The sequence below is a fragment of the Chitinophaga sp. YIM B06452 genome, assembly GCF_039655965.1.
Taxonomy (GTDB): domain Bacteria; phylum Bacteroidota; class Bacteroidia; order Chitinophagales; family Chitinophagaceae; genus Chitinophaga.
The window spans coordinates 233,691-256,372 of the sequence record NZ_JAWLKY010000001.1 but is presented as its reverse complement, the minus strand read 5'-3'; the positions used below and the strand labels follow the sequence as shown (position 1 = coordinate 256,372).

The following is a 22,682-nucleotide window of genomic DNA, read 5'->3' as shown; positions in this document are numbered from 1 at the left end:
AAAGGAAAACAGTAATTTGAATCAACAAACTGTGATATGATACGAAGCCTGATCTGCATTATTTGCTGTACCATATTGATGTTGCCCGCAACGGCGCAAAAGAAAAAAAAGATCCCCCGGCCACAGCTGGGGGACTCTGCTTTGCTCACGCTCGTGCAGCAACGCACATTTGATTATTTCTGGAAGTTCGCGCATCCTGTTTCGGGCCTTGCGCCGGAACGCACTACCACGCCGGAAGTAGTGACCGTTGGCGGCTCCGGTTTTGGCGTGATGGCGATACTCGTGGGCATTGAGAGGAAATTCATCACGCGCGAGCAGGGACTGGAGCGGCTGCTGAAGATCGTGAATTTCATGTACAAGGCAGATCACTACCACGGCGTGTGGCCGCACTGGATGGACGGCGCCACCGGCAAAACCATTCCCTTCAGCCGGAGAGATGATGGCGGCGACCTGGTAGAATCCGCGTTCATGTGGCAGGGCCTGCTGTGCGTGCGCCAATACTTTACCGGCGATACGCCGAAAGAACAGGAACTGCGCAACAAAATAACCTGGATGTGGGGCGAAACCGAATGGAACTGGTATACACAGGGCGGGCAGGACGTGCTGTACTGGCACTGGAGCCCCAACAGCGGATGGGCCATGAACCACCAGGTACGCGGCTGGAATGAATGTTTGATCGCGTATGTGTTGGCTGCTTCTTCGCCGAATTATCCCATCTCCCCGAAGGTCTACCACAACGGCTGGGCAGTAAGCACATTCTTTTCCACCAACCGGGAATATTATGGTATTAAATTGCCACTGGGCTTCCCATATGGCGGCCCGCTCTTCTTCGCACATTATTCCTTTCTGGGACTCGACCCTCGCGGGCTGAAAGATCAGTATGCGGATTACTGGGAACAAAATAAGAATCACACACTCATCAACCGCCAGTATTGCATAGAGAACCCGAAGAAGTTTAAAGGCTACAGTGCAGACTGCTGGGGGCTTACCGCCAGCGACAACCATGAATTTTACAATGCGCATTCGCCTACGAATGACCTTGGCGTGATCACGCCTACCGCTGCATTGTCGTCGTTTCCCTATACGCCGGAATATTCCATGCAGGCGTTGAAATATTTTTATAATAAAGTAGGAGACAGGCTTTGGGGTGAATATGGATTTTATGATGCTTTCAATGAAACCGTCAATTGGTTTGATTATCAATACCTCGCTATCGACCAGGGGCCCATCGTGGTGATGATAGAGAACTACCGCAGCGGGCTGTTGTGGAGGCTTTTCATGAGCTGCCCGGAAATAAAAACAGGTTTGCAGCGGCTGGGCTTCACCAGTCCCGCGATATGACCCATCATGAGGTGTTAATTCTCCACCAGCAAAAGTTAAAATAATGTTTCCTAATCTGCAACCGATTGCATATCTTCGGGAGCAGGTTCAGGGCATGTTTCATGCAATCAATAGCTGAATTAATGCAAACGTTTGCTGAGTACAACAGGATCAGGACTTAATTCTTTTATTATATGCCTGGAGGAACCAGGTACCGCGTTATGAAGATTAGTCGTCCACTTTTCATTACAAAATCATGCTTTGCCGCCAGGCACGGGCGGCGCGGTACATTATCGCGCTGCCTGTGTGAAGCGGCACAGGATGTTTGACCACGCCGGGCGCTACAGTCAATTGCTAAACTACAGGAAGGATGAAAGGATTGATCGCAGGGATCATATTATTTATTGTACCATTCCACGCGCAGGCCCAACAGGGAGACCCCTTGCTGAAACTATGGTACCGCCAGCCGGCCGCTAACTGGAATGAAGCGCTTCCCATAGGAAACGGCCGCATCGGCGCCATGGTATTCGGTTCCGTTGAGGAAGAAAAGCTCCAGCTGAATGAAGCGTTCCTCTGGAGCGGCAGCCCGTCTGACGGGAACAACCCCGGCGCCCGCACTACGCTGCCATTTGTAAGAGAAGCCTTGTGGAAAGAAGAATACATGAAGGCGGATTCGCTGAGCAGGCTCATGCTGGGCCCTTACAGCGCCCGTTACCTGACATTGGGTAATCTGTTATTAAAGAACGACGCGCCCGTGAGCGGCGTACGGGGTTACGAACGCTCGCTGGACCTGAATAATGCTGTCGCCACTGTGAAGTATACTTCCGGCGGCGTGGAATACGTGAGGGAAACTTTCGTGAGCTACCCGGCGCAACTGCTGGTGATCCGTTGGCAAAGCAGTAAACCCGGTGCGCTGAACTTCCGGGCTTTGTTCGATAATCCGATGCCTGTAAAATTATCGAAGAAAGGCGACGGGCATATTGTACTCAGTGGTCAATGCCCGAGCTACGTGCCACATCGCTTGTACGAAAAGAGGACCATCGAATATGACCCGGGGAACGGGATCAGGTACGAAGTGCATTTGCAGGCCCGTCTCAAAGGCGGCAGCAGCAAGGCGGATGAAAAAGGTCTTAACGTGAAAGGCGCCACGGAAGCAGTGCTCCTGCTTTCCATCGGTACCAGTTACAACGGTCCTTTCAACAATCCCGTGAGTGCAGGAAAAGACCCCGCGGCGCAGGCGCTGAAAGCATTGGCGCAGGCAGGTTCCGCGAGTTATGATAACCTGCTGAAAGCCCACAAGGCAGATTACTCGGCCCTCTTCACCCGCGTGAAGCTGGACCTCGGTAAAGACACTTCAGCCCTGAAACCGACGGATACAAGGCTGAAAGAATACACACGCGCAGGCGGCCACCGCGATCCGCAGCTCACCACGCTGCTGTACCAGTACGGCCGCTACCTGATGATAGCTGGTTCGCGCAAAGGCGGCCCGGCTATGAACCTGCAAGGGCTCTGGAACGATAAGATGCAGCCGCCATGGGGTTCCAACTATACGGTGAACATCAATACGCAGATGAATTACTGGCCTGCTGAAACTGCGAACCTCAGCGAATGCGCCGTGCCTTTGTTTGATTTCATTGCGCAACTGGCGCAGAACGGGGCGAAAACAGCGCAAGTGAACTACGGCCTGAAAGGATGGGCCGTGCACCACAATACGGACATCTGGGCTATCACTTCTCCTAGCGGCGGTTTCGACTGGCGTGACCCGAGAGGCGACCCGCGCTGGGGCATCTGGCCCATGGCAGGTGCCTGGTTCTGCCGCCACCTGTGGGAACACTACACGTATACCGGGAATGAAAAATTCCTTGCCGATACCGCTTACCCGCTCATGAAAGGTGCCGCGGAATTTATGATGGACTGGATGGTGAAGGATCCCGGGGGAAAATGGGTGACCAATCCCTCCACATCCCCGGAAAATAATTTCCTGGTAAACGGCGAACGGAAAGGTTCGGTAAGCATCGCCTCCACCATGGACCTCTCCATCATCCACGACCTGCTGAACCGTACCATACTGGCTGCGGAAACATTAGGGAAAGACGATGATCTTGTAAAGCAGATGAAGTTCGCGCTCAAAAACCTGCATCCTTTCCAGGCCGGCCGGCTCGGTCAGTTGCAGGAATGGTACAAAGACTGGGACGATCCGAAAGACAAACACCGCCACCTGAGCCATTTGTACGGCTTGTACCCGGGCAATGCCATCACTCCCCGCCGCCAGCCTGAACTGGCAGCCGCCGCCAAACAAAGCCTGCTGCTGAGAGGCGACGGGGGAACGGGTTGGAGCAAAGCGTGGAAGATCAACTGGTGGGCCAGGCTGGAAGATGGAGATCATGCCTACACGATGCTGAACAAACAGCTTTTCCTGGCAACGATCGACTCCGTCAGCGTGGGCGACGGCAGCGGCGGCTCGTATGCCAACCTGCTCGATGCGCACCCGCCCTTCCAGATAGATGGCAATTTCGGCGTAGTGTCAGGTATTACGGAAATGTTCGTGCAAAGTCATGACGGCGTGATTCACTTATTACCCGCATTGCCGTCTGCATGGCCCAACGGCAGCGTGAAAGGCCTGAAGATCAAAGGCGGTATGGAAGTAGACATCAGCTGGAAAAATGGCAGGCTGGAAAAGGCCGTGATCCGTTCGAAAGTGAACCAGGGAGCGCAAACGATCCGTACGGCACAGCAGGTGATCATCAGCGAGGTAAGTAATACAAAAGCACAGCGGAAAGAAATAAAAGACTATGGCTTCCCTGTCAATAAAGTCATCAGCGACGGCAGCAAACTGCCCTCGCTTGACCTGGAACCGGTGGTGGATCGAACAGTCGTAATACCTGCAGGCAGTGTAACGATCAGCGCGGAATGACTAGCCGGTACAGGAAATAATATTTGACAGGAAACGGGGCGGACATCAAAGAACCGAACCAAACGAAATGAGAAGATATGTATTCATAACGATCTGCATAGTGCTCGCCAATGTGGTGCGCGCGAATGGCGATGAATGGCTGAAACAGGCCGTCGCAGCCAGGAGGGGCGATATCATAGCCAAAGCGGAATGGGCCATGCAGCAGCAGCCGGTAACGGTTACCGCAGCCCGCAGCGCCCGCAGCGCAGGCGGCATCCACGATTTTTATTCCGAAGGCGATTACTGGTGGCCCAACCCGGCCAGTGCAGACAGTCCGTATATCCAGAAAGACGGTCAAACCAACCCGGACAACTTCGTGGCGCACCGCCAGGCCATGGTGCGGTTTAGCAGGGTAGTAGGCGCACTGGCAGCGGCTTACGTGGCTGAAGGGAAAAAAGAATACCTGGAGCATGCGCGCAAACACATCCTGGCATGGTTTGTCAGCGACGGTACCCGGATGAACCCGAACCTGCAATACGCGCAGGCCATCAAGGGGAGGGCGACCGGCCGCGGCATTGGTATCATAGACACCGTTCATTTCATTGAAATAGCACAGGCTTTGCGCATCATGGAAAAAGCGGGCGTGCTGCGCGATGCGGACCTTGCCGCCGTGAAAAGCTGGTTCGCCGCTTATCTCCGCTGGATGACAGAACACCCTTACGGGAAAGATGAAATGAATGCGAAGAACAATCACGGCACTTGCTGGGTGATGCAGGTAGCGGCGTTCTCCGCTTTCCTGGAAGACAAACAATGGACGGACTTCTGCATCCGCCGTTACAAAGAAGTGCTGCTGCCCAACCAGATGGCGGAAGACGGCAGCTTCCCGCTGGAGCTGAGGAGAACAAAACCTTACGGCTATGCCTTGTTCAACCTCGACGCTATGGCCACTGTTTGCCAGATATTGAGCACGCCGGAGAACGATCTCTGGAAATACACGGCAGAAGCGGGAAAAACGATCGGCAAAGGCGTCGCCTACATGTACCCCTACGTGGAAGACAAAGGCAAATGGCCTTTTGCGAAAGATGTAATGTACTGGGATCAATGGCCGGTGGCGCATCCTTTCCTGCTGTTTGGCGCGGCGGCTTATAACAATAAAGATTATTTCAGGTTGTGGGAAAAACTGGAGCACGACCCGCAGGTGGAAGAAGTGTTGCGCAACCTGCCGGTGAGAAACCCGGAAATATGGATGGTTAAACTCTGAGTTTAAAAAAAGATATCATAAACGTACGAAAGAGTACTGTAGACGTGGAATATGATAACGCCGGTCTCGTCTGAGCCGGCATCTTTTTTCTATAAAGTGAAGGAAGGCCATAGCCTTCCTTCTGTCAGCATTAAATTCCTTTTCTCAGGCTTTCCGCGTAGGCATCCGGCAGGATGCTTTCCTCTACTGCCTTTGCGGCTTTTTCCACATCATATTCAAACCGCACAAATTCAGTTTCAATGTTGTTTTCTGTAATTGTGAGCAATACGTAACATCCTCTCGGGTCGCCGTCTTTGGGCTTGCCAACGGAGCCGGTATTGATGGCATGCCGTGTGCGGCCGCCATCGCTGAGTTTGCGGTGGTACGGTTTATGCGTGTGGCCGAAGCACAGGATATCGGCATCTGCGTCCTGCATGATGCGGAGCAGGCTTTTTTCATCGCGGTCCTCAAAGAGATATTCATTGATCTTGCGCGGGCTGCCGTGTACCAGCAGGAGGTTAAGCTGGTCGTCGTTGAGCTGGAATTCCACGCGGATATGGGCGGGCAGTGTGCGGAGGTATTTCCTTTCCTCTTCCTGCACAAGCTGGTTGGTGAAAGAGATGGAAACGGCGCCGTTGTTCTTTTCCTCGTCTGTTTTGTAAGCGCAGCCGCAATCGTTGCTGCTCCTGCCGATGCCGGAATCGTAATTCCCGGCGATGGTAGGGATGCCGCGTTGGCGGATGGCCTGTATCACTTCATTGGGCCAGATATTGTAGCCCACGAGATCGCCGAGGCAATAGACTGCATCGGGCTTCCGGCTGTCGAGGTTTTGGAAGAAGGCTTCCAGCGCAGGGAGGTTTGCATGAATGTCTGAGAACAGTGCAATGGTCATATGGAATTGGTTTGTGTAGACGGATAATATTTTCTGCGCAGCCTGGAAGCTACATTTACAAGCGCAATGAGAGCGGGTACTTCCACCAGCGGACCTATTACGCCTGCAAAAGCCTGCCCGCTGTTGATCCCGAAAACGCCGATGGCTACCGCAATGGCCAGCTCAAAATTATTACCGGCCGCCGTGAAAGAAATCGCGGCATTTTTAGAATAATCCGCTCCCATTGATTTTCCAATAAAAAAGCTGGCCAGGAACATCAATGCGAAATAGATCACCAGCGGTACCGCAATGCGAAGCACGTCCAGCGGGATGCGCACGATCAATTCCCCTTTTAAGCTGAACATTACCACGATCGTAAAGAGCAGTGCGATCAGTGTAATGGGAGAAATGAACGGGACGAACCGGCGCAGGTACCATTCTTCCCCTTTCGTTTTGATCAGCACCCAGCGCGTAATGACACCTGCTGCAAAAGGAATGCCGAGGTAGACGAGCACGCTTTCCGCGATCTGCCCGATGGTGATGTGAATGGTAAGCCCGGTAAGACCGAATAGCGGCGGCAGCACGGTCAGGAAAAGCCAGGCGTATACGCTGAAGAACGCTACCTGGAAAATGCTGTTCAGCGCTACCAGCCCGGCCGCGTATTCCCGGTTGCCTTCCGCCAGCTCGTTCCAGACAATGACCATTGCAATGCACCGGGCCAGCCCGATAAGGATGAGGCCGGACATATATTCCGGGTAATCTTTCAGGAACAGTATGGCGAGCAGGAACATCAGCAGCGGACCAATCACCCAGTTGAGCAGGAGTGAAGCACCGAGAATCTTTGTATTTCTGAATACTTCCCCCATCTTTTCGTAACGCACTTTGGCCAATGGAGGGTACATCATCAGGATGAGGCCTATCGCAAGCGGGATATTGGTAGTGCCACTGGACCAGGCACTGACGGCCGCCGGCATTTCCGGGACAAAATATCCCAGCGCCACACCGGCGATCATGGCGGCAAAGATCCAGAGGGTAAGATACCGGTCCATAAAGCTGAGGTGCCTGCGCCCCGCAGCCGGATTACAGTTGTTTGCAGTCATTCGATTGAATTGAAGGTGCCCGGGTTTATTTGCAGCAGTCCGTTCCGCAGCAGGCCGCTTTTTCAGCGGGTTTTTCCGCGTACACGGTAATGCTGTAAATGCCGGTGCTGCTTTGTTTGAATGTTTCCAGCTCCTGCGCATCCAGGTATTTTTCCAGGATATCGCCGGGAATGTTGATCTTTTTCTCTTTCTGAATAGTGATGTTCTCAAAACCCGTTTGCCCGATGAAGCCCAGGTATGTATTTTTCTGGATAGCACCGGATACGCATCCGGCGTACATTTCGGCCGCCTCGCGGATGTTGGCGGGCAGTTCGCCTTCCAGCACGATATCGGAAATGCTGAAATGGGCGCCGGGTTTCAGTACGCGGTATATCTCTTTTATCACGGCTTCTTTGTCGGGTACAAGGTTCAGCACGCAATTGCTAACGATCACGTCTGCCACGTTTGCGGATACCGGCATTTTTTCGATGTCGCCCTGGCGGAATTCCACGTTGTTGTACCCCAGCTTTTCGGCGTTGGCGCGGGCCTTTTCGATCATAGCGGGCGTGAAGTCTATGCCGATCACTTTCCCCGTTTCGCCGGTCAGGGCGCGGGCGATGAAACAATCGTTTCCGGCGCCGGAACCGAGGTCTATTACTACGTCGCCGGTGCTGATCTTCGCAAACTGGGTAGGAAGACCGCATCCCAGGCCAAGGTCTGCGTCGGGGTTATAGCCTTCCATGCCTGAATAGTCATCTGTCATGATGTTATACACTTCGGTGGAGCAGCCGCCCGCGCCGCAGCAGGAGGCGGCGTTCTCTTCCCTGCTTTGCAGGGCAATTTCGCTGTATTTCAGTCTTACGATCTCTTTGAGCTGGTCTGGTGTTGACATGTTGATGTAAATTAATTGTTACATTGCAATATTGCGATTAATAGGGGCAAAAAAATCAGCAGCAGGAACTGTTGGTGTTATAAGCGACGAAAAATGTATCGAAGGCGGTTTTATATTGTTTCCAAACCTTCGGGTCTATGCAGTAGCAAACGCTGGTGCCTTCAATGGTTCCCTGGATAAGGCCGGCGTTTTTCAGTTCTTTAAGGTGCTGGCTGATGGTGGCCTGGGCGAGCCCCAGTTCTTCCACCAGGTCGCCGCAGATGCAGGCCTCGGCTTTGATCAGGTGCTGAATGATGGCAATGCGCGCAGGATGGGCCAGCGCCTTCATCATCGCTGCCAGTTTGTTCTGCTTGTCGGTGAATATCTCTGATTTCGTCAATCCCATATATCGCAATATTACGATTGATTATTTAAGTAAGCAAATTTATTTTACAACTTCTCCATCAACTCCCTCGCCTTCGCATAATTTTCCGCATCCTCTGGTATCTTCCCCAGCCACTCCCTGCATTTGTCTTTATTGTCTTCTTTCAGGTAGCTCAGTGCAACATAAAATGCGCCTTCGTATTTAAATACAGATTCACCATTGTAAATAGATCCAAGATCGGCGCGTGCCTGGCTGAGTTGCTTGTTTTCGAGGTAAGAAAGACCGCGGTAGTACAGGGCATAAGCATTGTCAGGCTGCTGCTGTAATACTTTGCTTAGTGTGGCAATGGCTTGTTCATAATGATGATGATTGAACTGGTATGCCGCCTCAGCCAGCAGCGTATCCGCGGAGGTGCCGCGTTCCGCGGGAGAGATCATTTCCCGGACGCCATATTGCTGGTACACATCTTCATCCCAGGGACCAAGATACAGGATGAGCGCCACAGCAGCGGCCAGCGATGCGATCGCGATCAGCGATTTGTTGAAACGCACCACTTTAGCGGGCTGCTTCGTGATGACGGGACGCAGCTGCTGCAGTGTTTTTTTCAGTTCCTCGCGCTGCGCATCGGGCGCCAGCGAATGCCGGAGCGTTTCTTCCACGTCGCGCCAGGTTTGCAGCGTATGCAGCAGCTCTGGTTCCTTTTCCAGCCGGCTTTCAAAAGCAGCCCTGGTAGCCGGGTCCATATCGCCGGACAGGTAACGTTCTATTAATTCATGATCCAGTTCGTTCATGTCAGTCCCCATTTTGAAAGGTTTTCTTTAATGGCGCTGATCAAAGCGGCCATGCATTCCGATTTCTTTTTCCGGAGGTAGCCGTAGGTAACGCCCAGCTTGGCGGCGATCTCTTCCTGTGGTTTGTCTGTCATAGACCAGCGGATGATCTCCTGGCAGCGGTCGCCCATCTTTTCGAGCATGGCTTTGAAGAGGCGGGCCTTTTCGTTGTCCGCCCATGTTTTTTCGGCGTCCCGGAAGCTGTCTTCTCCCACATTAAATTGCTCGTCCAGGTCTTTTGTTACCCCCTGCCGGCCTCTTTTCTTTAACTCGTTGAGCCATTTGCGCCTGCATACCATCAGCAGGAAAGGTTCGAAGGGACAGGTAAGCACAAGCCCTTTGTAGCGGGCCTGGTTATAGATATCTACGAGCGATTCCTGGAAAATGTCCGCCGCATCGTCTGCCGTGCCGCTGTTTTGCATTACATAATGCTTCACCCGCGGGGAAAAGCGCCGGTAGATCTCTTCCACCGCCTGCACGTCGTTGTGCAGCAGGGCGCGGATAAAAGATTGGTCTGCATGAGGGGTTTGGGTGGACATATGTTTTAAAGATATTTAAAAATCCCGGGGTAACAAACCAGCCGCCATGTTGATCTGGTAATGAAAGCTCCTGACCTGTTAACGCCAGATACACAAATGAAGGCCTCCCGTACCATGCGGGAGCGCCTTTTGTTGTTGGCGGAAAAACGGTATATTGACGGATCGTACCTGTCGGGCCGGGAGCAGCATTTACCCTAAATACCGCTATATGAATAAATTTATCAGCGCCGCCATCCTATTTCTCGTTATGGCCTTTCCACTGGCCGCACAGCAGAAAGCCGCGCCTGACAGCATTCCTGCCGTTATCGGGATCGCGCTGGAAGATAACAGGGCCAGCCTCAGCGCCAGCCTTCGCCCCCTGCGGCAGATTGCCGGCGCACCGGAAGCGTTCTATACGTATTTCTGGGAGTTTGGCGACGGCACGTTTTCTTTTTCTCCCCAACCTGTTCATCATTTCAAAGATACCGGCGACTACGAGATCCGTCTCTACGCCACCAATAACTACGACGATGGCAAAGCACCCAAAAGCAAGCCGCGCAAAATAAAAGTAAAGAAGACCATGTACGCCGCTGCGGATAACCCTTCCGGCTTTTTCCCCGGCCAACAGGACTTCCTGGCCATGAAAGCCAACCGCATGCCGAAGCCCGGCGAAGAAATGGTGACCGTAATAGGCTACCGCCACCCGGGCGGTTCCGGAACGGTGAGCGGTTCGCTGCTTTTATTTTATAACGAAAAGCAATTCGCCCAGAAGAACTTTGAAATGGCCGGTGCGCGCGCTTATCATGGGGAGCGCAAATCGGTATTTGACTCCGTGCTGGCCTTTGCGCCTCCCGGGGAGACGTACATCCCGCTGGCAGGCCCTGCCGCGGGCGGATCGTTTTCACCGGAAGGAAAGATGATAGCTGCGTGGCGCGCAGCGCTGGCTGAAAGGAATGCGGCAGTGGCCGCTGTATTGGCTGAGAAGAAAGGTCTTTTCCGTGAGCAACATGTATGGCGGGTGGAAAATCTTGGCGCAGGCGAGGAAAAATTCCTGTTCCTTTCGCTGGAAACCACGCCGGAGATGATCAAGGACACCAATGCAGTGGTAACTATCAGCAGCCTGTTCATACCCGACGATCCGCTGATGCCCATGGGGCAGTATAATCTCGAAATGCAGATCGTGGCCTCGCACGATCCGAACCGCATGCAGCTGAAGAACCGGCGGATGAATTACCGTTTTGTGCGGAAATCAAAAGAGCTGAGCTACAAAGTGCAATTCCAGAACACGGGAAAAGGCCCGGCCAGCAAGGTAGCTATTGGCGTGGCTGTGCCGGGAATGCTCAACGGGCAGACCCTGGAGATCACCGATTATTCACCTAAATGCGTAATGTGCGATTCCGCTTATGAAAGACAAAGCTGCCTGGATACGATCGTGCGGAAGGACAGTATTTTTTTCGTGTTCAATAATATTTACCTCAAGGGCGTAAGGCAGGAAGGCGTGGAAGACCAGGATTCCACGAAAGGGTTCATCAAATACCGCATCCGTTTCAGCAAGGAATTGAAGAAGCTGCCGTTCACCAGCCAGGCGGCTATCGTGTTCGACAAAAACGAACCCGTAATCACCAACCGCTCCAAAGGCCGCTGGATGCCGGGTATTTCACCGGGTGTGATCATGGGGTACGGGATTGGTTCCGGTAAGCATGAAATGCCTTTGGGTTTGCCGGCGGGTTCTATGGGTTTCAGCGTGTCCACCTATTCGCCGTACAGACCGTATTTGCAGGCGGAAATATATCTTGGCCTTCAGCAGAAAAATGAAACACTTACTTCTTTCTCCCGTGATCAGCGTGACACTGCTATTGGTACCGGCAAATACATTGTGCAGGGGCGCGAGAATTTCGAGATAACCAGCCGAACGACGATGGACGTGGTGCCGCTGCATGTGCGGTACAATGTTACTTCCTGGCTCGGCGTAGGAGCGGGCGCAATGATGAGCGTGGTGGTGGGCGAAAAGAAACAGGAGAAGAAGGTGGTGACGGCCATGCCGCAGCCTCCCACGGGCACGCTGGAAAAATTCGAACAGCTGGCGGGTACGGTGAAAGAGCGTTTTACAGCTGCGGACGGTGCTTTGTTTGCAGATGTCAACCTGGGGATGGTCCGCGCAGGGCCCTCGCTGGGCGTGAGATTGCTGCAGTATGTCAAAGATTCGCAGCAGCGGGTGTTCTTTTATGGTATATGGCGGTTTTGAGTTTTAAAAATTTATACCTGTAAGGAGTGCAGCTTCTCTGCTGGTATAAATTCAACGCAGGTACATTATCTTTAGTACCGAATGTTCCGCCTGCGATATATCATCCTTTTCCTATGCTGCTTCCGGGCGCCGGCGGGTACCTGCCGGGTTGCCGATACGCTGCGCCTTCCTGCCGCGCTGGAGCGTAAGGCGGCTGCGCTTCAAAAGGAAAACGATCTTGCAGGATGGCTCTACCTGCAAATGGATTACGCAGCCGAATCACCCGCTGAGAGGCTTGCGCTGCTTATGGGCCTGCAACAGCGCGCATGGCGTGTTCCGCAGCATGAGGCCGAATATTCCGCCTGGCTGGATATGCTTACGTACCAGGGGTATTACCAGATGTTCACGGGCAATATACTTCCTTCCATCGCTGCCTACGAAGCTGCCTACCGCTTTTATAATGAACAGAAGATAACGGGAACGGATATACTGGAATATATCCTCAAGCCGCTGGGCAACAATTACACCCGCCTGGGGGATTACGAACGGGCGGCGTTCATACAGGAGCGCAGCCTGGAAATAGCCCGGCAGCAGGACGATGCACAGCAGGTGGCGTCCGTTTACAGCAATCTTGCCGTTACTTCCCTGATGCAGGAGCGTTTTGACCTGGCGCGATCTTATGCTTTCGCCGGCCTCCGCCAGGCGCCGGAAAACAGCAGCATAGCGGGATTGCTGCATTCTTCGCTTGCGGAGATCTACATCAGGAAGGAAATACCTGATAGCGCTGCGATGCATGCCGCCCTGGGCATGCGGATATTGCAGCGCCCTGAAGTATTGGTAACGGAAAATGCAGGCTATTGGCTGGCCTCTGTGCTGCAGGCAAACGGCGATGTGGCAATGCTGCATAAACAATACAAAGAAGCTGGATCATGGTATGTCCGCTCACTCGCGGCGCTGGACCGGTTCTACCCCGGGGCGCGCAATCGTGAAAAGGCCAGGGTATTGGTAAAACAGGGGAAAGCGATGCTGCTTTCACGGCAGGCGGATGGGGGCCCCGCTTTGTCAGGCCATGAGCCGGTAAAACAAGGAACAAATACGGCAACAAGATCAGGTATCCTATTGTTCGACCGTGCATTGCAATACATGCTGCCCGGCCACACTACCGGCTGGCCTGCGAAAGACCGCCTCTACGGCGATTTCTCCATTGCCGACGCCATCGAAGGCCGCGCGGATGCATTGGCACAGGCCGGCCGCCTGGAAGAGGCGCTGGAAGGATATTTGCTCATTTTTGATATTGAAACCACGCTGCGAAGGGAATTCTTCAGCCGCGCCACACGTTTGCAGCACCAGCGGCAAAGCCACGCCCTGGCCGAAAAAGCCATGAACACCGCATATCTTTTATGGGAAAAGGATCACCAGGAAACATATGCCCTTGCCATGCTGCATATCATGGAGAAAAGCAAAGCGCAGGTGCTGCTGCAGGAACAATTATTCAACATGCAGCAAGGGCGGTTGGGCCTGAAAGATTCCCTGCTGGACAAACAGCAGCAACTGCAGCAGGCGCTTGCCTACTACGACCGCGAAGCGGCCCTGTCCGGGAAAAAGAACCCTGCCCGTGATGCGTTGGCTTACGATCTTTCGCAACTGCAGGGGCAGATCAGGAAAAAGTACCCGGATTATTTTGAAGCGCCCGCCATGACGGACCTCAATCCTGTAAAAGAAATTCCCGCGGGGCTGACGGTGAAAAGTCTTTTCTCCGGCGAACATCACCTGTACATAATGGACCTGGCGCAATCAGGCATTCGATCCATCCGCCGGCTGAGCGATGGGAAAGACAAACAATTGTTCCTGCGAAACTTCGTCACCAGATATTTTCACAATGGCCCCGCCGCCATGCAGAACGCTCCCGCAGATTATTACCGCGAGGCATACCGGATCTACAGCTGGCTCTGGCAAGATTCCATTGCTTCCCGCTACCTGCTGATCCCCGATGGCTGGTTCGGGTATCTTCCGTTCGATGCATTGATCACAGACAGCACGTATAAACGAAATACAGCGCAGTGGCCTTTTTTGCTGAAACGCACTGTCACCAGCCTGGCTTACTCGCTGCAAACCTATCTTCAACAATCACCGGCGGCAGGCAAAGGGCCGGAAAAGCTCCGCGGCTTCTTTATTTCAGCGCAAAACTTACCCGCGGTGGAAGAAGAATATAAAGCGGTGAAAAAAGCTGCCGGCGGATTTTACTTCAAAGACCAACAGGCTACGCTTGCTGCGTTCAGGGAACAACTTGGTAACGGTGGCATCCTGCATCTCAGCACGCATGCCTCGCTCGAAGGCGATCAGCAACTGCCCGCCATCCAGCTGGCAGACGGGCCTTTTTACCTGTTTGAATTATATGCGAGGAAATTCCGTCCCGGCCTTATCGTGTTAAGCGCCTGCAGAACCGGCCAGGGCATGATGGCGGAAGGGGAGGGCATCATCAGCCTGGCCCGCGAATTCACCACTTCAGGCGCCACGGGCATTGTAGCCGGCCTCTGGAACCTGCACGATGCCACGGCTGCCAGCCTTACCGGCGATTTTTATAACCAGCTGCGCAACGCGGCAGACCCCGCCATGGCGCTTCATCACGCCAAACAGCAATGGTTGCTGAACGAAAAGGCCGGCCAGCAGCTGAAACTGCCGTACTATTGGGCAGCCATGACCTACATCGGCCATCCGCAAACTGTGTTGCCGGAAAATCCTCCAGGGAATAAAATGTGGTATGTATTGGCGGCAATGGGGTTTTTACTGGTTGGCATTGTCTTCTGGCTGGGCAGGCGTTTTTTTCTCAGTTCCCGCTACCGCAGAGGGAAAAATACCTTCCACGAGACGGAATAAGATATCCCGCAGCTGCTCTGCATCTTTTTCGCCGATAATGCCTGTATAGAACGCCTGTATCTCCTGCACTGCGCCCGAAACGTCGATCACCAGCTGCTTTCCTTTGTCGCTGAGAAAAATGACGGTGGCGCGGTTGTCCGTTTCATGCTTACGGGTATAAATGAAACCCATCGCCTCCAGGTTTTTTACGACCTTGCTCATCGCCTGCTTGGTAATACGGGCCTTTTTGGCAAGCTCATTATTGATCGTACCCTCCGGTGAAATATTCACCAGCAGCACCATGTCTCCTATCTTAAAATCTTTATAACCAGTTTGTTGCAGGTATTCAGTGATCCTGGCGTCAAAGTCCTTCTTCACGATGCTGAGCAGCTTCACCAGCAGCCGGGGCCTGCGGGCTACTATCTCTTCCAGTTTCTTATCTAATTCAGTTGTAGTCATACTTGTACACTGTTACAATGTTGCCTAAAATAGCCCTTTTGTCAACATAAAGTTAATAATTTTTATTTAATGGTCAACCTATTTGTCTATTTGGTAAACTCGGTTTACCTTTGTGTTGTAAAATACATCCTACAAACACACACAAACAATGGAAACAGCAAATGCAAACCCACGTAAGGGTAAATTGGCCGTGCGCCTCATCTTCATCGGCATCCTCATAGCCGGGGGCATTTTCGGGATTAAACAATGGCTTTACGCCCGCCACCACGAAACGACAGACAATGCACAGGTAGAAGGCCATTCCGCCCCCGTTATAGCCAGGGTGGCCGGTTATGTAAAAAGCCTCAATGTCCAGGATTACGGTAATGTCAAAAAAGGAGATTCCCTGTTGCTGATAGATGACGAGGAATACCGCATCGAACTGCAGCAGGCTGAAGCGGATTACCAGCAGGCTGTAGCCGACCTGGAAACTGCGAGGGCCAGCCAGGTGAACGCAGCAGCATCCATCAGGGTGGCTGATGCGAATGCACAGGTGGCGCTGGTGCGGAAAGATAAAGCGCTGGCGGACCTTCGCCGCGACCAGAGTCTTTTTGACGACCAGGCTATCACCAACCGCCAGCTGGACGACACCAAAGCCGCCAGTCTCACCAACGACAAACAATACCAGGCCGCACAGGACAACATCACTCTCGCCCGTTCTTCCGTACAGGTGGCTGCCGCCAAAGTAGCGCAGGCCGAAGCGCTGGTAGCCAGCCGCAAAGCCGAAGTAGAACAAATGAAGCTCAAGCTGGGCTATACCAACATCACCGCAAACATCAACGGCCGCATCGGTAAAAAGAACATTGAACCGGGGCAGTTTGTGCAGGCCGGTCAAAGCCTCTTCACCATCGTGGATGAAAACGGTTTTTACATCGTGGCGAATTTCAAGGAAACACAACTGGCGCACATACAGGTAGGGCAGGAAGCGGAAATTGAAGTGGACGGCTACAGCGGTCTTAAGCTGACCGGCCACGTGTCTGCCATCTCCCGCGCCACAGGCGCTAAATTCTCCCTGCTGCCGCCTGACAATGCGACGGGCAACTTCGTAAAGATCGTGCAGCGCGTGCCGGTTAAGATCACAATTGATAATGCAGACCAATATCTCGACAAGCTGCGTGCTGGCCTGAGCGTAGAAGTGGCCTTAAAATACTAATGTATGTCACCCAAACCGAAAGGATTTGCCAAGTGGATCATCGTAGCCACGGTGATCTCGGCTACCATGCTGGAACTGATAGACACCACGATCGTAAACGTGGCGCTCTCGCAGATCAGCGGTAACCTCGGGGCCACCATCGAAGACGCCTCCTGGGTCGTTACGGCATATGCGATCGCCAATGTGATCGTGATCCCGATGACCGGTTTCCTCGCTTCTTACTTTGGCCGCAAGAACTATTACCTGGCATCCATCCTCATATTTACCTTCTCCTCGTACATGTGCGGGAACGCCAACGGGCTCTGGGAGCTTGTAGCATGGCGGTTCCTGCAGGGCGTGGGCGGCGGCGCGTTATTGTCCACCTCCCAGGCCATTCTTTTCGATACGTTCGAAATATCCGAAAGGCCCATTGCCGCCGCCATCTTCGGGATGGGCGTGATCATCGGCCCCACCATCGGGCCTACGCTTGGCGGTATGATCGTGGATAACTTCCACTGGAGCCTGATATTCGACATCAACGTGCCCATAGGCATCATCGCTGCTTTTCTCGTATTTAATTTTATCGACAAGCAGCCGCAGGAATACAACATCAACCGGAAGGCCATCAGGATCGATTACATCGGCATCCTGTTGCTGGTCGTCTGGGTCGGCAGTCTGCAGTACATCCTTGAAAAAGGGCAGTCTGAAGACTGGTTCGCCGCCAAACACATCGTGGTGCTGACCGTTGCGGCCGTTGTTGCTTTTATTCTTTTCATCTGGTGGGAACTGACGACAGACTCGCCCGCAGTGAACCTGCAGGTATTGAAGAACCGGACATTGGCCATTACTACGCTGCTCACGTTCATCATGGGCATGGGCATGTACTGTTCAATGTTCGTATACCCTGTGTGGATGCAGCGTGTAATGGGCTTCACGCCTACGCTTACCGGCGAATCGCTTTTCCCCGGTGCAATTGTTGCGGCCATTATGATGCCGATCGTTGGTAAGCAGATACAGCGCGGCGTGCCGCCGAAATTCCTGATCACGTTCGGGTTCTTCAGCTTCGCAGTGTTCTGCTTCTGGATGTCTACCGCCAGCGCCGAAGCCGGCGTAATGTTCTTTTTCCTGCCCTTGCTGCTGCGCGGTTTTGGCGCGGCCATGCTGAGCGTGCCGTTGACGAACCAGGCGGTTTCCGGTCTTACGCCGCTGGAAATGCCGCAGGGTATTGCCATTAACAATATGCTCCGCCAGCTGGGCGGTTCATTTGGTATCGCATTCATGAATACTTATGTGGCAAGACAATACAGCCTGCACCGCGTTCAACTGCTCAACTACGTAACGACAGACAATCCCGTTGCCATGGAGCGGCTGAACCAGACGGCCGGCGCCGTTGCCGCCAGGGGCGTGAACGCGCTGGATGCGCACCAGGTGGGACTGAGCCTGCTGGACAACGTGGTCACCCGCCAGGCTTATGTGCTCACTTACCTGGATGCTTTCCGCATCGTGGGCATCTTCTTTATATGTGTATTGCCGGTAATGTTGTTTGTGAAGAAAAAAAATGTAAGCGCCGCCGCGATGAAAGAAGCGGCAGAACATGCGCACTAAATATAAAACAGAATTCAGAAAATGAAAAAGTTATTATTCATCATACTGACCATTTCCGCCGCAGGGGCCTCCGCGCAGGAAGCGCCGGCAGACCTTAAAAGCCTGGTCAAACATTCATTCGATCACTTTTCAGAGATAAAAGCGATGGAAACGCAGCAGAAGATCGCTGCAGACAAAACTACGCTGGCCAGGGCCAACCGCCTGCCGGAAGTAAATGGCGTAGCGGGTTACTCGCATGTATACCCCGTTCCGAAAATTGCATTTCCCGGCACCGACCTCGTCTTCCAGCCCATGCCTTCCGAAAACGTGAACGCAGGTATAGAAGCGCGCCAGCTGTTGCTGGACTTCGGGAAATCGGGCAGCCAGATCAAACAAAGCCAGGCGCAGGCCAGCCTCCTGGGCACGCAAACCGCTGAAGCGAAAGAGAATTTAGCTTACCAGGTAGCAGACGTTTATCTCGCCATTGCTTTCCTGCAAGACAATATCGCCGTGCAGGATGCGAACATCAGGCTGCTGGAGGAAACGGAGAAAATGGTGGAAAATAAACTCAAACATGGCGACGCTATCGACCTGGACCTGCTGAACACCCGCGTGAAACTCGAAACATACCGCAACCGCAAGGTGGATTACCAGAACTCGCTGCAAAAGCAGCTGGCCAACCTGGAATACCTTACCGGTGAGCCTTTGAAAGATTCCATCCACAGCAACTTCAACTGGCCCATGCCTGCCGCGCAGGCAGATGTAGCGTTTGAAGGGAATACTGCTGTGAAGACCGCCATCGAAAAGGAAAAAGTAGCGGAAACCGGCGTGCAGCTGGCCAAGAGCCAATATAAACCTTCGCTGTTTGCCCAGGCGGGCACCGGTTATAAAAATGGTTACCTGCCGGATGTAAGCGTGCCGAAATTTAATTACAACGCGGGCGTAAGCCTCTCCGTTCCCATATTCCATGGTAAAAAACTGCGCACGCAGGAACATATGGCCGCCACGGAAGTGGAAGTGGCCAAATGGAATACCCAGGGCATCAAAGACAATATCAGGAAAGAAGCCGCCCAGCAATTGTCAGACATTGCGGCCAGCCGCGAAAGGCTGCAAACCGCGGAAACATTGCTGCAACAGGCGAACCGGGCGCTTACGCTGGCCCAGAGCCGCTATAAGAACGGCGTGATCACTTACCTGGACCTGCAGAACGCGCAAACCTCGCTGCTGGAAGCGGAAATTTCAAAGATCCAATATCAATACCAGCTCTCTGTGAGCAGCCTGGCATTGTTGCAATTGAATGGAAATGAATTCTGGAAATGATGATAAAGACAATTACGGACGGGATGTCCGTAGTTTTGTTTTCGTAGTGTGTGTTTAATAAAAGCCCGGTCCTTCGTGGACCGGGCTTACTTATTTTTATGTGAGGCACATTATTGTTTTCCTGCAATGCCCATCTCAAGACCTCTCAGCTCAGCAAGGCCGCGCAGCCTGCCGATGGCGCTGTACCCGGGATTGGTCTTTTTATGCAGGTCGTCCAGCATCTGGTGGCCGTGGTCAGGGCGCATCGGGATGGATACGCCTCTTCTTTTCATCACCGCCAGGATGTTCTTCACCACGCTGTACATGTCCACATCGCCTTCCAGGTGGTTGGCTTCGTAGAAGTTGCCGAGCGTATCGCGTTTGGTCGCGCGCAGGTGAATGAAGTGGATATGTTCGCCGAAGCGGTCTACCATGCCGGGCAGATCGTTGTCTTCACGCACGCCGTATGAGCCGGTGCAAAAGCAGAGGCCGTTGGCGGGGGAAGGTGCGGTGGCCAGCAATTCTTTCGCATCCTGCTCGGTACTTACCACGCGGGGCAGGCCAAGGATGGGGAAGGGAGGATCGTCCGGGTGAATGGCGAGCTTAACGCCTACTTCTTCCGCCACGGGCACGATCTGCTGGAGGAAATAAAAAAGGTGGAGCTTCAGTTTGATGGCGTCAACATCCTTGTATTTATCCAGCGCAGCCTGGAACTGCTCCAGTGTAAAGCTTTCTTCGGAACCGGGTAAACCCGCTATGATATTGCGTTGCAGCAGGTTCTTCTCGTCGTTCGTCATGCTGTCGAACTGCTCTTTTGCGCGGGAGATCTCTTCCTGGGAATAATCATTTTCCGCGCCGGGGCGTTGCAGCATAAAGAGGTCGAATGCCATGAACTGCGCCTTGTCGAAGCGGAGGGCTTTTGAGCCGTCTTCCACGGTGTAGGCGAGGTCTGTACGCGTCCAGTCCAGCACGGGCATGAAGTTGTACGTTACTGTATAAATGCCGCAGGCTGCAAGGTTGCGGAGGCTTTGCTGGTAGTTCTTAATATATTCTTTGAACCGGCCTGTCTGTGTTTTGATATCTTCATGCACGGGCACGCTTTCCACTACGGACCATGTGAGGCCTGCGGCTTCTATTTCCTGTTTGCGCTGCATGATTTCTTCTTTGCTCCACACTACGCCATTCGGCACGTGATGCAATGCCGTAACGATACCTGTGGCGCCTGCCTGCCGGATGTCTGAAAGGCTTACCGGGTCTTTAGGCCCGAACCACCGCCAGGTCTGTTCCATTCTCAACATACGCTGATTGTTTTTTTAATTTCCCAAAAATAGAATCAAAAGCGAGATATGCAAACAATCGGTAAGAAAATCAGGGTTTTTGCAGCAACAGCACCATTACATCCATCACATTGGTGCCTGTATGCCCGGTTTTGATGTGGGTGCCGGCCTGTTCAAAGAAATGCCAGCTGTCATTCTGTTCCAGGAAAGGCCGCGGATCCGGCGCCGTTGCCAGCACGGAAGCATTGATGACTGCGCCTGCAGCGTCTGTGGGGCCGTCTATGCCGTCTGTGCCCGCGGACAGGAAGGTGATATGAGGGTCATTTTGAAGTAACAGTCCAGTTGCCAGCGCCAGTTCCTGGTTGCGGCCGCCCAGCCCTGTGCCGGTCACTTTCACGGTGGTTTCCCCGCCCGCCAGGAGGCACGCGGGATAAGGGCCTTCATATTCCAACGCCAGTTCTGCAAGCGATAGGGCCAGCTCCCGGGCTTCCCCGGTGGCTGCGCCGGTGAGGATGCGCGTATGATATCCCATGGCCTGCGCCTTTTCTGCGGCGGCTTCCAGCGCAATGCGGTTGCTGGCGGCAATAAGGTGGGTGGAATGGGAAAGCTCGCCGGGCTTGGCGGTTTCGGGAACGACGCCCGCTATGCCGCCTTTGATATGTTGCAGGATACCTTCGGGCAATCCTTCGGTGAGATGATATTTTTCAAGCACGATCCAGGCTTCGGTGAAAGTGGAAGGGTCCGGCACGGTAGGTCCGGAGCCGATCACCGCCGGATCGTCGCCGGGAACATCGGAGAGGATAATGGTGAACACGTCCGCGGGCAGCAGCGCACGGGCCAGCTGGCCGCCTTTGATGGAGGAAAGGTGCTTGCGCACGGTGTTCATTTCCCGGATATCCGCGCCGCTTTTCAGCAACGCGCTGAACAGTTCCTGCAATTCTTCCATGGTAACGCCTTCCGGCACATCGGCCAGCAGCGACGATGCGCCGCCGGACAGCAGGAATATCACGAGGTCGCCCGGCTGGAAGGCGGCCGCCATATTCAGCATGGCGGTGCCGGCAATGATGCTGTTGAGGTCAGGCACAGGATGGGCGGCGGTAATGACGGTGGTTTTTTGCAGCGTGTAGGCGGGCAGGTGATTGGTGACCACCAGCCCCTGTGAGATGCGGCCATCCAGTATCTTTTCGGCTTCCAGCGCCATGGATGCGGCAGCTTTGCCCGCACCCAGCAGGAAGATGCGTGAAGAGGATGTATCCGTTGATGCGATGCTTTGCAGGGCCCTGCGCATGAACTGCTGCGGCTGCACGGCAGCCACGGCATGCTCAAAGATGGCAACTGCCTGTTGCAGAATGGCTTCCATCAATGATCTGCTTTACGGGCCTGCCTCTTATCGTGCTTGCGGTCCATTTTTTCTTCCATATGCGCTTTCTTCTTCATTTCCCAGTCGTTCCACTTTTTGTATTGCGCGGAAGTAAGCACGGACTTGAAACGGTTGCTGCGCTCGGCATCCAGCTGCTGGTACACCTGCATTCGCTGGCGGGAAGTGAGCGAAACGTTCTGCCGGGCGGCGTCGCGGCGTTTGGAGATGTCTTCGTTGATGTCGTAGATCTGCCTGTGCTGATCCTTTGATAGATCCAGCTCCCTGTAGAGTTTGTCGCTCAGCTTATCAGCCTTACCTGCCGCATCCCAGCGGTCTCTCCGCGTTTTCGTGGTATCCTGCGCGTAAGCTGTTCCCATGGCGAGGAAGAACAGTATAAGGAGGCTCCATGTCTTATTTTTCATAACTATGAATTCTCTGATTTTCC

18 protein-coding genes are annotated in these 22,682 nt (G+C 53.5%); 8 read left to right on the top strand and 10 right to left on the bottom strand.

Features of this window, described 5'->3' with window-relative positions; translation table 11 throughout:
- Positions 1-36 precede the first annotated feature (36 nt).
- From R3I13_RS00960 to R3I13_RS00950, 3 genes are all read left to right on the top strand, one after another.
- Complete coding sequence (locus R3I13_RS00960; RefSeq protein WP_346316033.1) at positions 37-1,341, top strand: glucoamylase family protein; 1,305 nt, start codon at positions 37-39, stop codon at positions 1,339-1,341.
- A gap of 349 nt (positions 1,342-1,690) precedes the next feature.
- Positions 1,691-4,234 carry a glycoside hydrolase family 95 protein gene (locus tag R3I13_RS00955; RefSeq protein ID WP_346316032.1) on the top strand — a complete coding sequence of 848 codons (2,544 nt, stop codon included), beginning with the start codon at positions 1,691-1,693 and terminating at the stop codon, positions 4,232-4,234.
- A 67-nt stretch (positions 4,235-4,301) separates the two neighbouring features.
- Positions 4,302-5,474: an alginate lyase family protein gene (locus tag R3I13_RS00950; protein ID WP_346316031.1), complete on the top strand. Its 1,173-nt coding sequence runs from the start codon at positions 4,302-4,304 to the stop codon at positions 5,472-5,474.
- 130 nt (positions 5,475-5,604) lie between these two features.
- Here the strand turns inward: R3I13_RS00950 and R3I13_RS00945 are convergent, their stop codons facing one another.
- Genes R3I13_RS00945 through R3I13_RS00920 form a run of 6 tightly spaced genes read right to left on the bottom strand, consistent with a single transcriptional unit; the run spans position 5,605 to position 10,028 of the window.
- Positions 5,605-6,345, bottom strand: coding sequence for a metallophosphoesterase family protein (locus R3I13_RS00945; RefSeq protein ID WP_346316030.1), 741 nt, complete (start codon positions 6,343-6,345; stop codon positions 5,605-5,607).
- Positions 6,342-7,424 carry an ACR3 family arsenite efflux transporter gene (gene arsB, locus R3I13_RS00940; RefSeq protein WP_346316029.1) on the bottom strand — a complete coding sequence of 361 codons (1,083 nt, stop codon included), beginning with the start codon at positions 7,422-7,424 and terminating at the stop codon, positions 6,342-6,344. Before arsB ends, R3I13_RS00945 begins: the two co-directional genes overlap by 4 nt.
- A gap of 25 nt (positions 7,425-7,449) precedes the next feature.
- On the bottom strand, positions 7,450-8,295 hold the full coding sequence (locus tag R3I13_RS00935; protein ID WP_346316028.1) for an arsenite methyltransferase: 846 nt from the start codon (positions 8,293-8,295) through the stop codon (positions 7,450-7,452).
- Positions 8,296-8,350: 55 nt separating this feature from the next.
- The gene (locus tag R3I13_RS00930; RefSeq protein WP_346316027.1) at positions 8,351-8,680 is read right to left on the bottom strand and encodes a metalloregulator ArsR/SmtB family transcription factor; all 330 of its coding nucleotides are present in this window, start codon (positions 8,678-8,680) and stop codon (positions 8,351-8,353) included.
- A gap of 44 nt (positions 8,681-8,724) precedes the next feature.
- On the bottom strand, positions 8,725-9,450 hold the full coding sequence (locus R3I13_RS00925; protein WP_346316026.1) for a tetratricopeptide repeat protein: 726 nt from the start codon (positions 9,448-9,450) through the stop codon (positions 8,725-8,727).
- Positions 9,447-10,028, bottom strand: coding sequence for a sigma-70 family RNA polymerase sigma factor (locus tag R3I13_RS00920; RefSeq protein WP_346316025.1), 582 nt, complete (start codon positions 10,026-10,028; stop codon positions 9,447-9,449). The genes R3I13_RS00925 and R3I13_RS00920 overlap by 4 nt, the downstream gene beginning before the upstream one ends.
- A gap of 208 nt (positions 10,029-10,236) precedes the next feature.
- Here R3I13_RS00920 and R3I13_RS00915 point away from each other — a divergent pair, with 208 nt between their 5' ends.
- Together R3I13_RS00915 and R3I13_RS00910 are read left to right on the top strand one after the other, a co-directional pair.
- Positions 10,237-12,252, top strand: a complete 2,016-nt coding sequence (locus tag R3I13_RS00915; protein ID WP_346316024.1) for a PKD domain-containing protein — start codon at positions 10,237-10,239, stop codon at positions 12,250-12,252.
- Between the two features lie 81 nt (positions 12,253-12,333).
- Complete coding sequence (locus R3I13_RS00910) at positions 12,334-15,108, top strand: CHAT domain-containing tetratricopeptide repeat protein (protein WP_346316023.1); 2,775 nt, start codon at positions 12,334-12,336, stop codon at positions 15,106-15,108.
- Here R3I13_RS00910 and R3I13_RS00905 read toward each other — a convergent pair.
- Complete coding sequence (locus R3I13_RS00905; RefSeq protein ID WP_346316022.1) at positions 15,016-15,546, bottom strand: MarR family transcriptional regulator; 531 nt, start codon at positions 15,544-15,546, stop codon at positions 15,016-15,018. The two genes, R3I13_RS00910 and R3I13_RS00905, sit on opposite strands and share 93 nt — an antisense overlap.
- Before the next feature lie 148 nt (positions 15,547-15,694).
- On the opposite strand from R3I13_RS00905, the gene R3I13_RS00900 reads away from it, so the two are divergent.
- Genes R3I13_RS00900 through R3I13_RS00890 form a run of 3 tightly spaced genes read left to right on the top strand, consistent with a single transcriptional unit; the run spans position 15,695 to position 19,621 of the window.
- The gene (locus R3I13_RS00900; RefSeq protein ID WP_346316021.1) at positions 15,695-16,738 is read left to right on the top strand and encodes an HlyD family secretion protein; all 1,044 of its coding nucleotides are present in this window, start codon (positions 15,695-15,697) and stop codon (positions 16,736-16,738) included.
- Between the two features lie 3 nt (positions 16,739-16,741).
- A complete protein-coding gene (locus R3I13_RS00895) occupies positions 16,742-18,322 on the top strand; it encodes a DHA2 family efflux MFS transporter permease subunit (RefSeq protein WP_346316020.1) in 1,581 nt (526 codons plus the stop codon).
- Between the two features lie 21 nt (positions 18,323-18,343).
- Positions 18,344-19,621, top strand: coding sequence for a TolC family protein (locus tag R3I13_RS00890; RefSeq protein ID WP_346316019.1), 1,278 nt, complete (start codon positions 18,344-18,346; stop codon positions 19,619-19,621).
- A 110-nt stretch (positions 19,622-19,731) separates the two neighbouring features.
- Here R3I13_RS00890 and uxuA read toward each other — a convergent pair whose 3' ends face one another.
- From uxuA to R3I13_RS00875, 3 genes are all read right to left on the bottom strand, one after another.
- Entirely contained in the window at positions 19,732-20,898 is a 1,167-nt protein-coding gene (uxuA, locus tag R3I13_RS00885; protein ID WP_346316018.1) for a mannonate dehydratase, read from the bottom strand.
- Between the two features lie 70 nt (positions 20,899-20,968).
- A complete protein-coding gene (locus R3I13_RS00880) occupies positions 20,969-22,237 on the bottom strand; it encodes a DUF4147 domain-containing protein (RefSeq protein ID WP_346316017.1) in 1,269 nt (422 codons plus the stop codon).
- On the bottom strand, positions 22,237-22,659 hold the full coding sequence (locus R3I13_RS00875; RefSeq protein WP_346316016.1) for a hypothetical protein: 423 nt from the start codon (positions 22,657-22,659) through the stop codon (positions 22,237-22,239). Before R3I13_RS00875 ends, R3I13_RS00880 begins: the two co-directional genes overlap by 1 nt.
- Between the last annotated feature and the right edge of the window lie 23 nt (positions 22,660-22,682).

What these genes read in the sequence shown, in the direction of transcription:
- R3I13_RS00960 (WP_346316033.1), top strand. Translation starts at nt 37, where the DNA reads ATGATACGAAGCCTGATCTGCATTATTTGCTGTACCATATTGATGTTG.
- R3I13_RS00955 (WP_346316032.1), top strand. Translation starts at nt 1,691, where the DNA reads ATGAAAGGATTGATCGCAGGGATCATATTATTTATTGTACCATTCCAC.
- R3I13_RS00950 (WP_346316031.1), top strand. Translation starts at nt 4,302, where the DNA reads ATGAGAAGATATGTATTCATAACGATCTGCATAGTGCTCGCCAATGTG.
- R3I13_RS00945 (WP_346316030.1), bottom strand. Translation starts at nt 6,345, where the DNA reads ATGACCATTGCACTGTTCTCAGACATTCATGCAAACCTCCCTGCGCTG.
- arsB (WP_346316029.1), bottom strand. Translation starts at nt 7,424, where the DNA reads ATGACTGCAAACAACTGTAATCCGGCTGCGGGGCGCAGGCACCTCAGC.
- R3I13_RS00935 (WP_346316028.1), bottom strand. Translation starts at nt 8,295, where the DNA reads ATGTCAACACCAGACCAGCTCAAAGAGATCGTAAGACTGAAATACAGC.
- R3I13_RS00930 (WP_346316027.1), bottom strand. Translation starts at nt 8,680, where the DNA reads ATGGGATTGACGAAATCAGAGATATTCACCGACAAGCAGAACAAACTG.
- R3I13_RS00925 (WP_346316026.1), bottom strand. Translation starts at nt 9,450, where the DNA reads ATGAACGAACTGGATCATGAATTAATAGAACGTTACCTGTCCGGCGAT.
- R3I13_RS00920 (WP_346316025.1), bottom strand. Translation starts at nt 10,028, where the DNA reads ATGTCCACCCAAACCCCTCATGCAGACCAATCTTTTATCCGCGCCCTG.
- R3I13_RS00915 (WP_346316024.1), top strand. Translation starts at nt 10,237, where the DNA reads ATGAATAAATTTATCAGCGCCGCCATCCTATTTCTCGTTATGGCCTTT.
- R3I13_RS00910 (WP_346316023.1), top strand. Translation starts at nt 12,334, where the DNA reads ATGTTCCGCCTGCGATATATCATCCTTTTCCTATGCTGCTTCCGGGCG.
- R3I13_RS00905 (WP_346316022.1), bottom strand. Translation starts at nt 15,546, where the DNA reads ATGACTACAACTGAATTAGATAAGAAACTGGAAGAGATAGTAGCCCGC.
- R3I13_RS00900 (WP_346316021.1), top strand. Translation starts at nt 15,695, where the DNA reads ATGGAAACAGCAAATGCAAACCCACGTAAGGGTAAATTGGCCGTGCGC.
- R3I13_RS00895 (WP_346316020.1), top strand. Translation starts at nt 16,742, where the DNA reads ATGTCACCCAAACCGAAAGGATTTGCCAAGTGGATCATCGTAGCCACG.
- R3I13_RS00890 (WP_346316019.1), top strand. Translation starts at nt 18,344, where the DNA reads ATGAAAAAGTTATTATTCATCATACTGACCATTTCCGCCGCAGGGGCC.
- uxuA (WP_346316018.1), bottom strand. Translation starts at nt 20,898, where the DNA reads ATGTTGAGAATGGAACAGACCTGGCGGTGGTTCGGGCCTAAAGACCCG.
- R3I13_RS00880 (WP_346316017.1), bottom strand. Translation starts at nt 22,237, where the DNA reads ATGGAAGCCATTCTGCAACAGGCAGTTGCCATCTTTGAGCATGCCGTG.
- R3I13_RS00875 (WP_346316016.1), bottom strand. Translation starts at nt 22,659, where the DNA reads ATGAAAAATAAGACATGGAGCCTCCTTATACTGTTCTTCCTCGCCATG.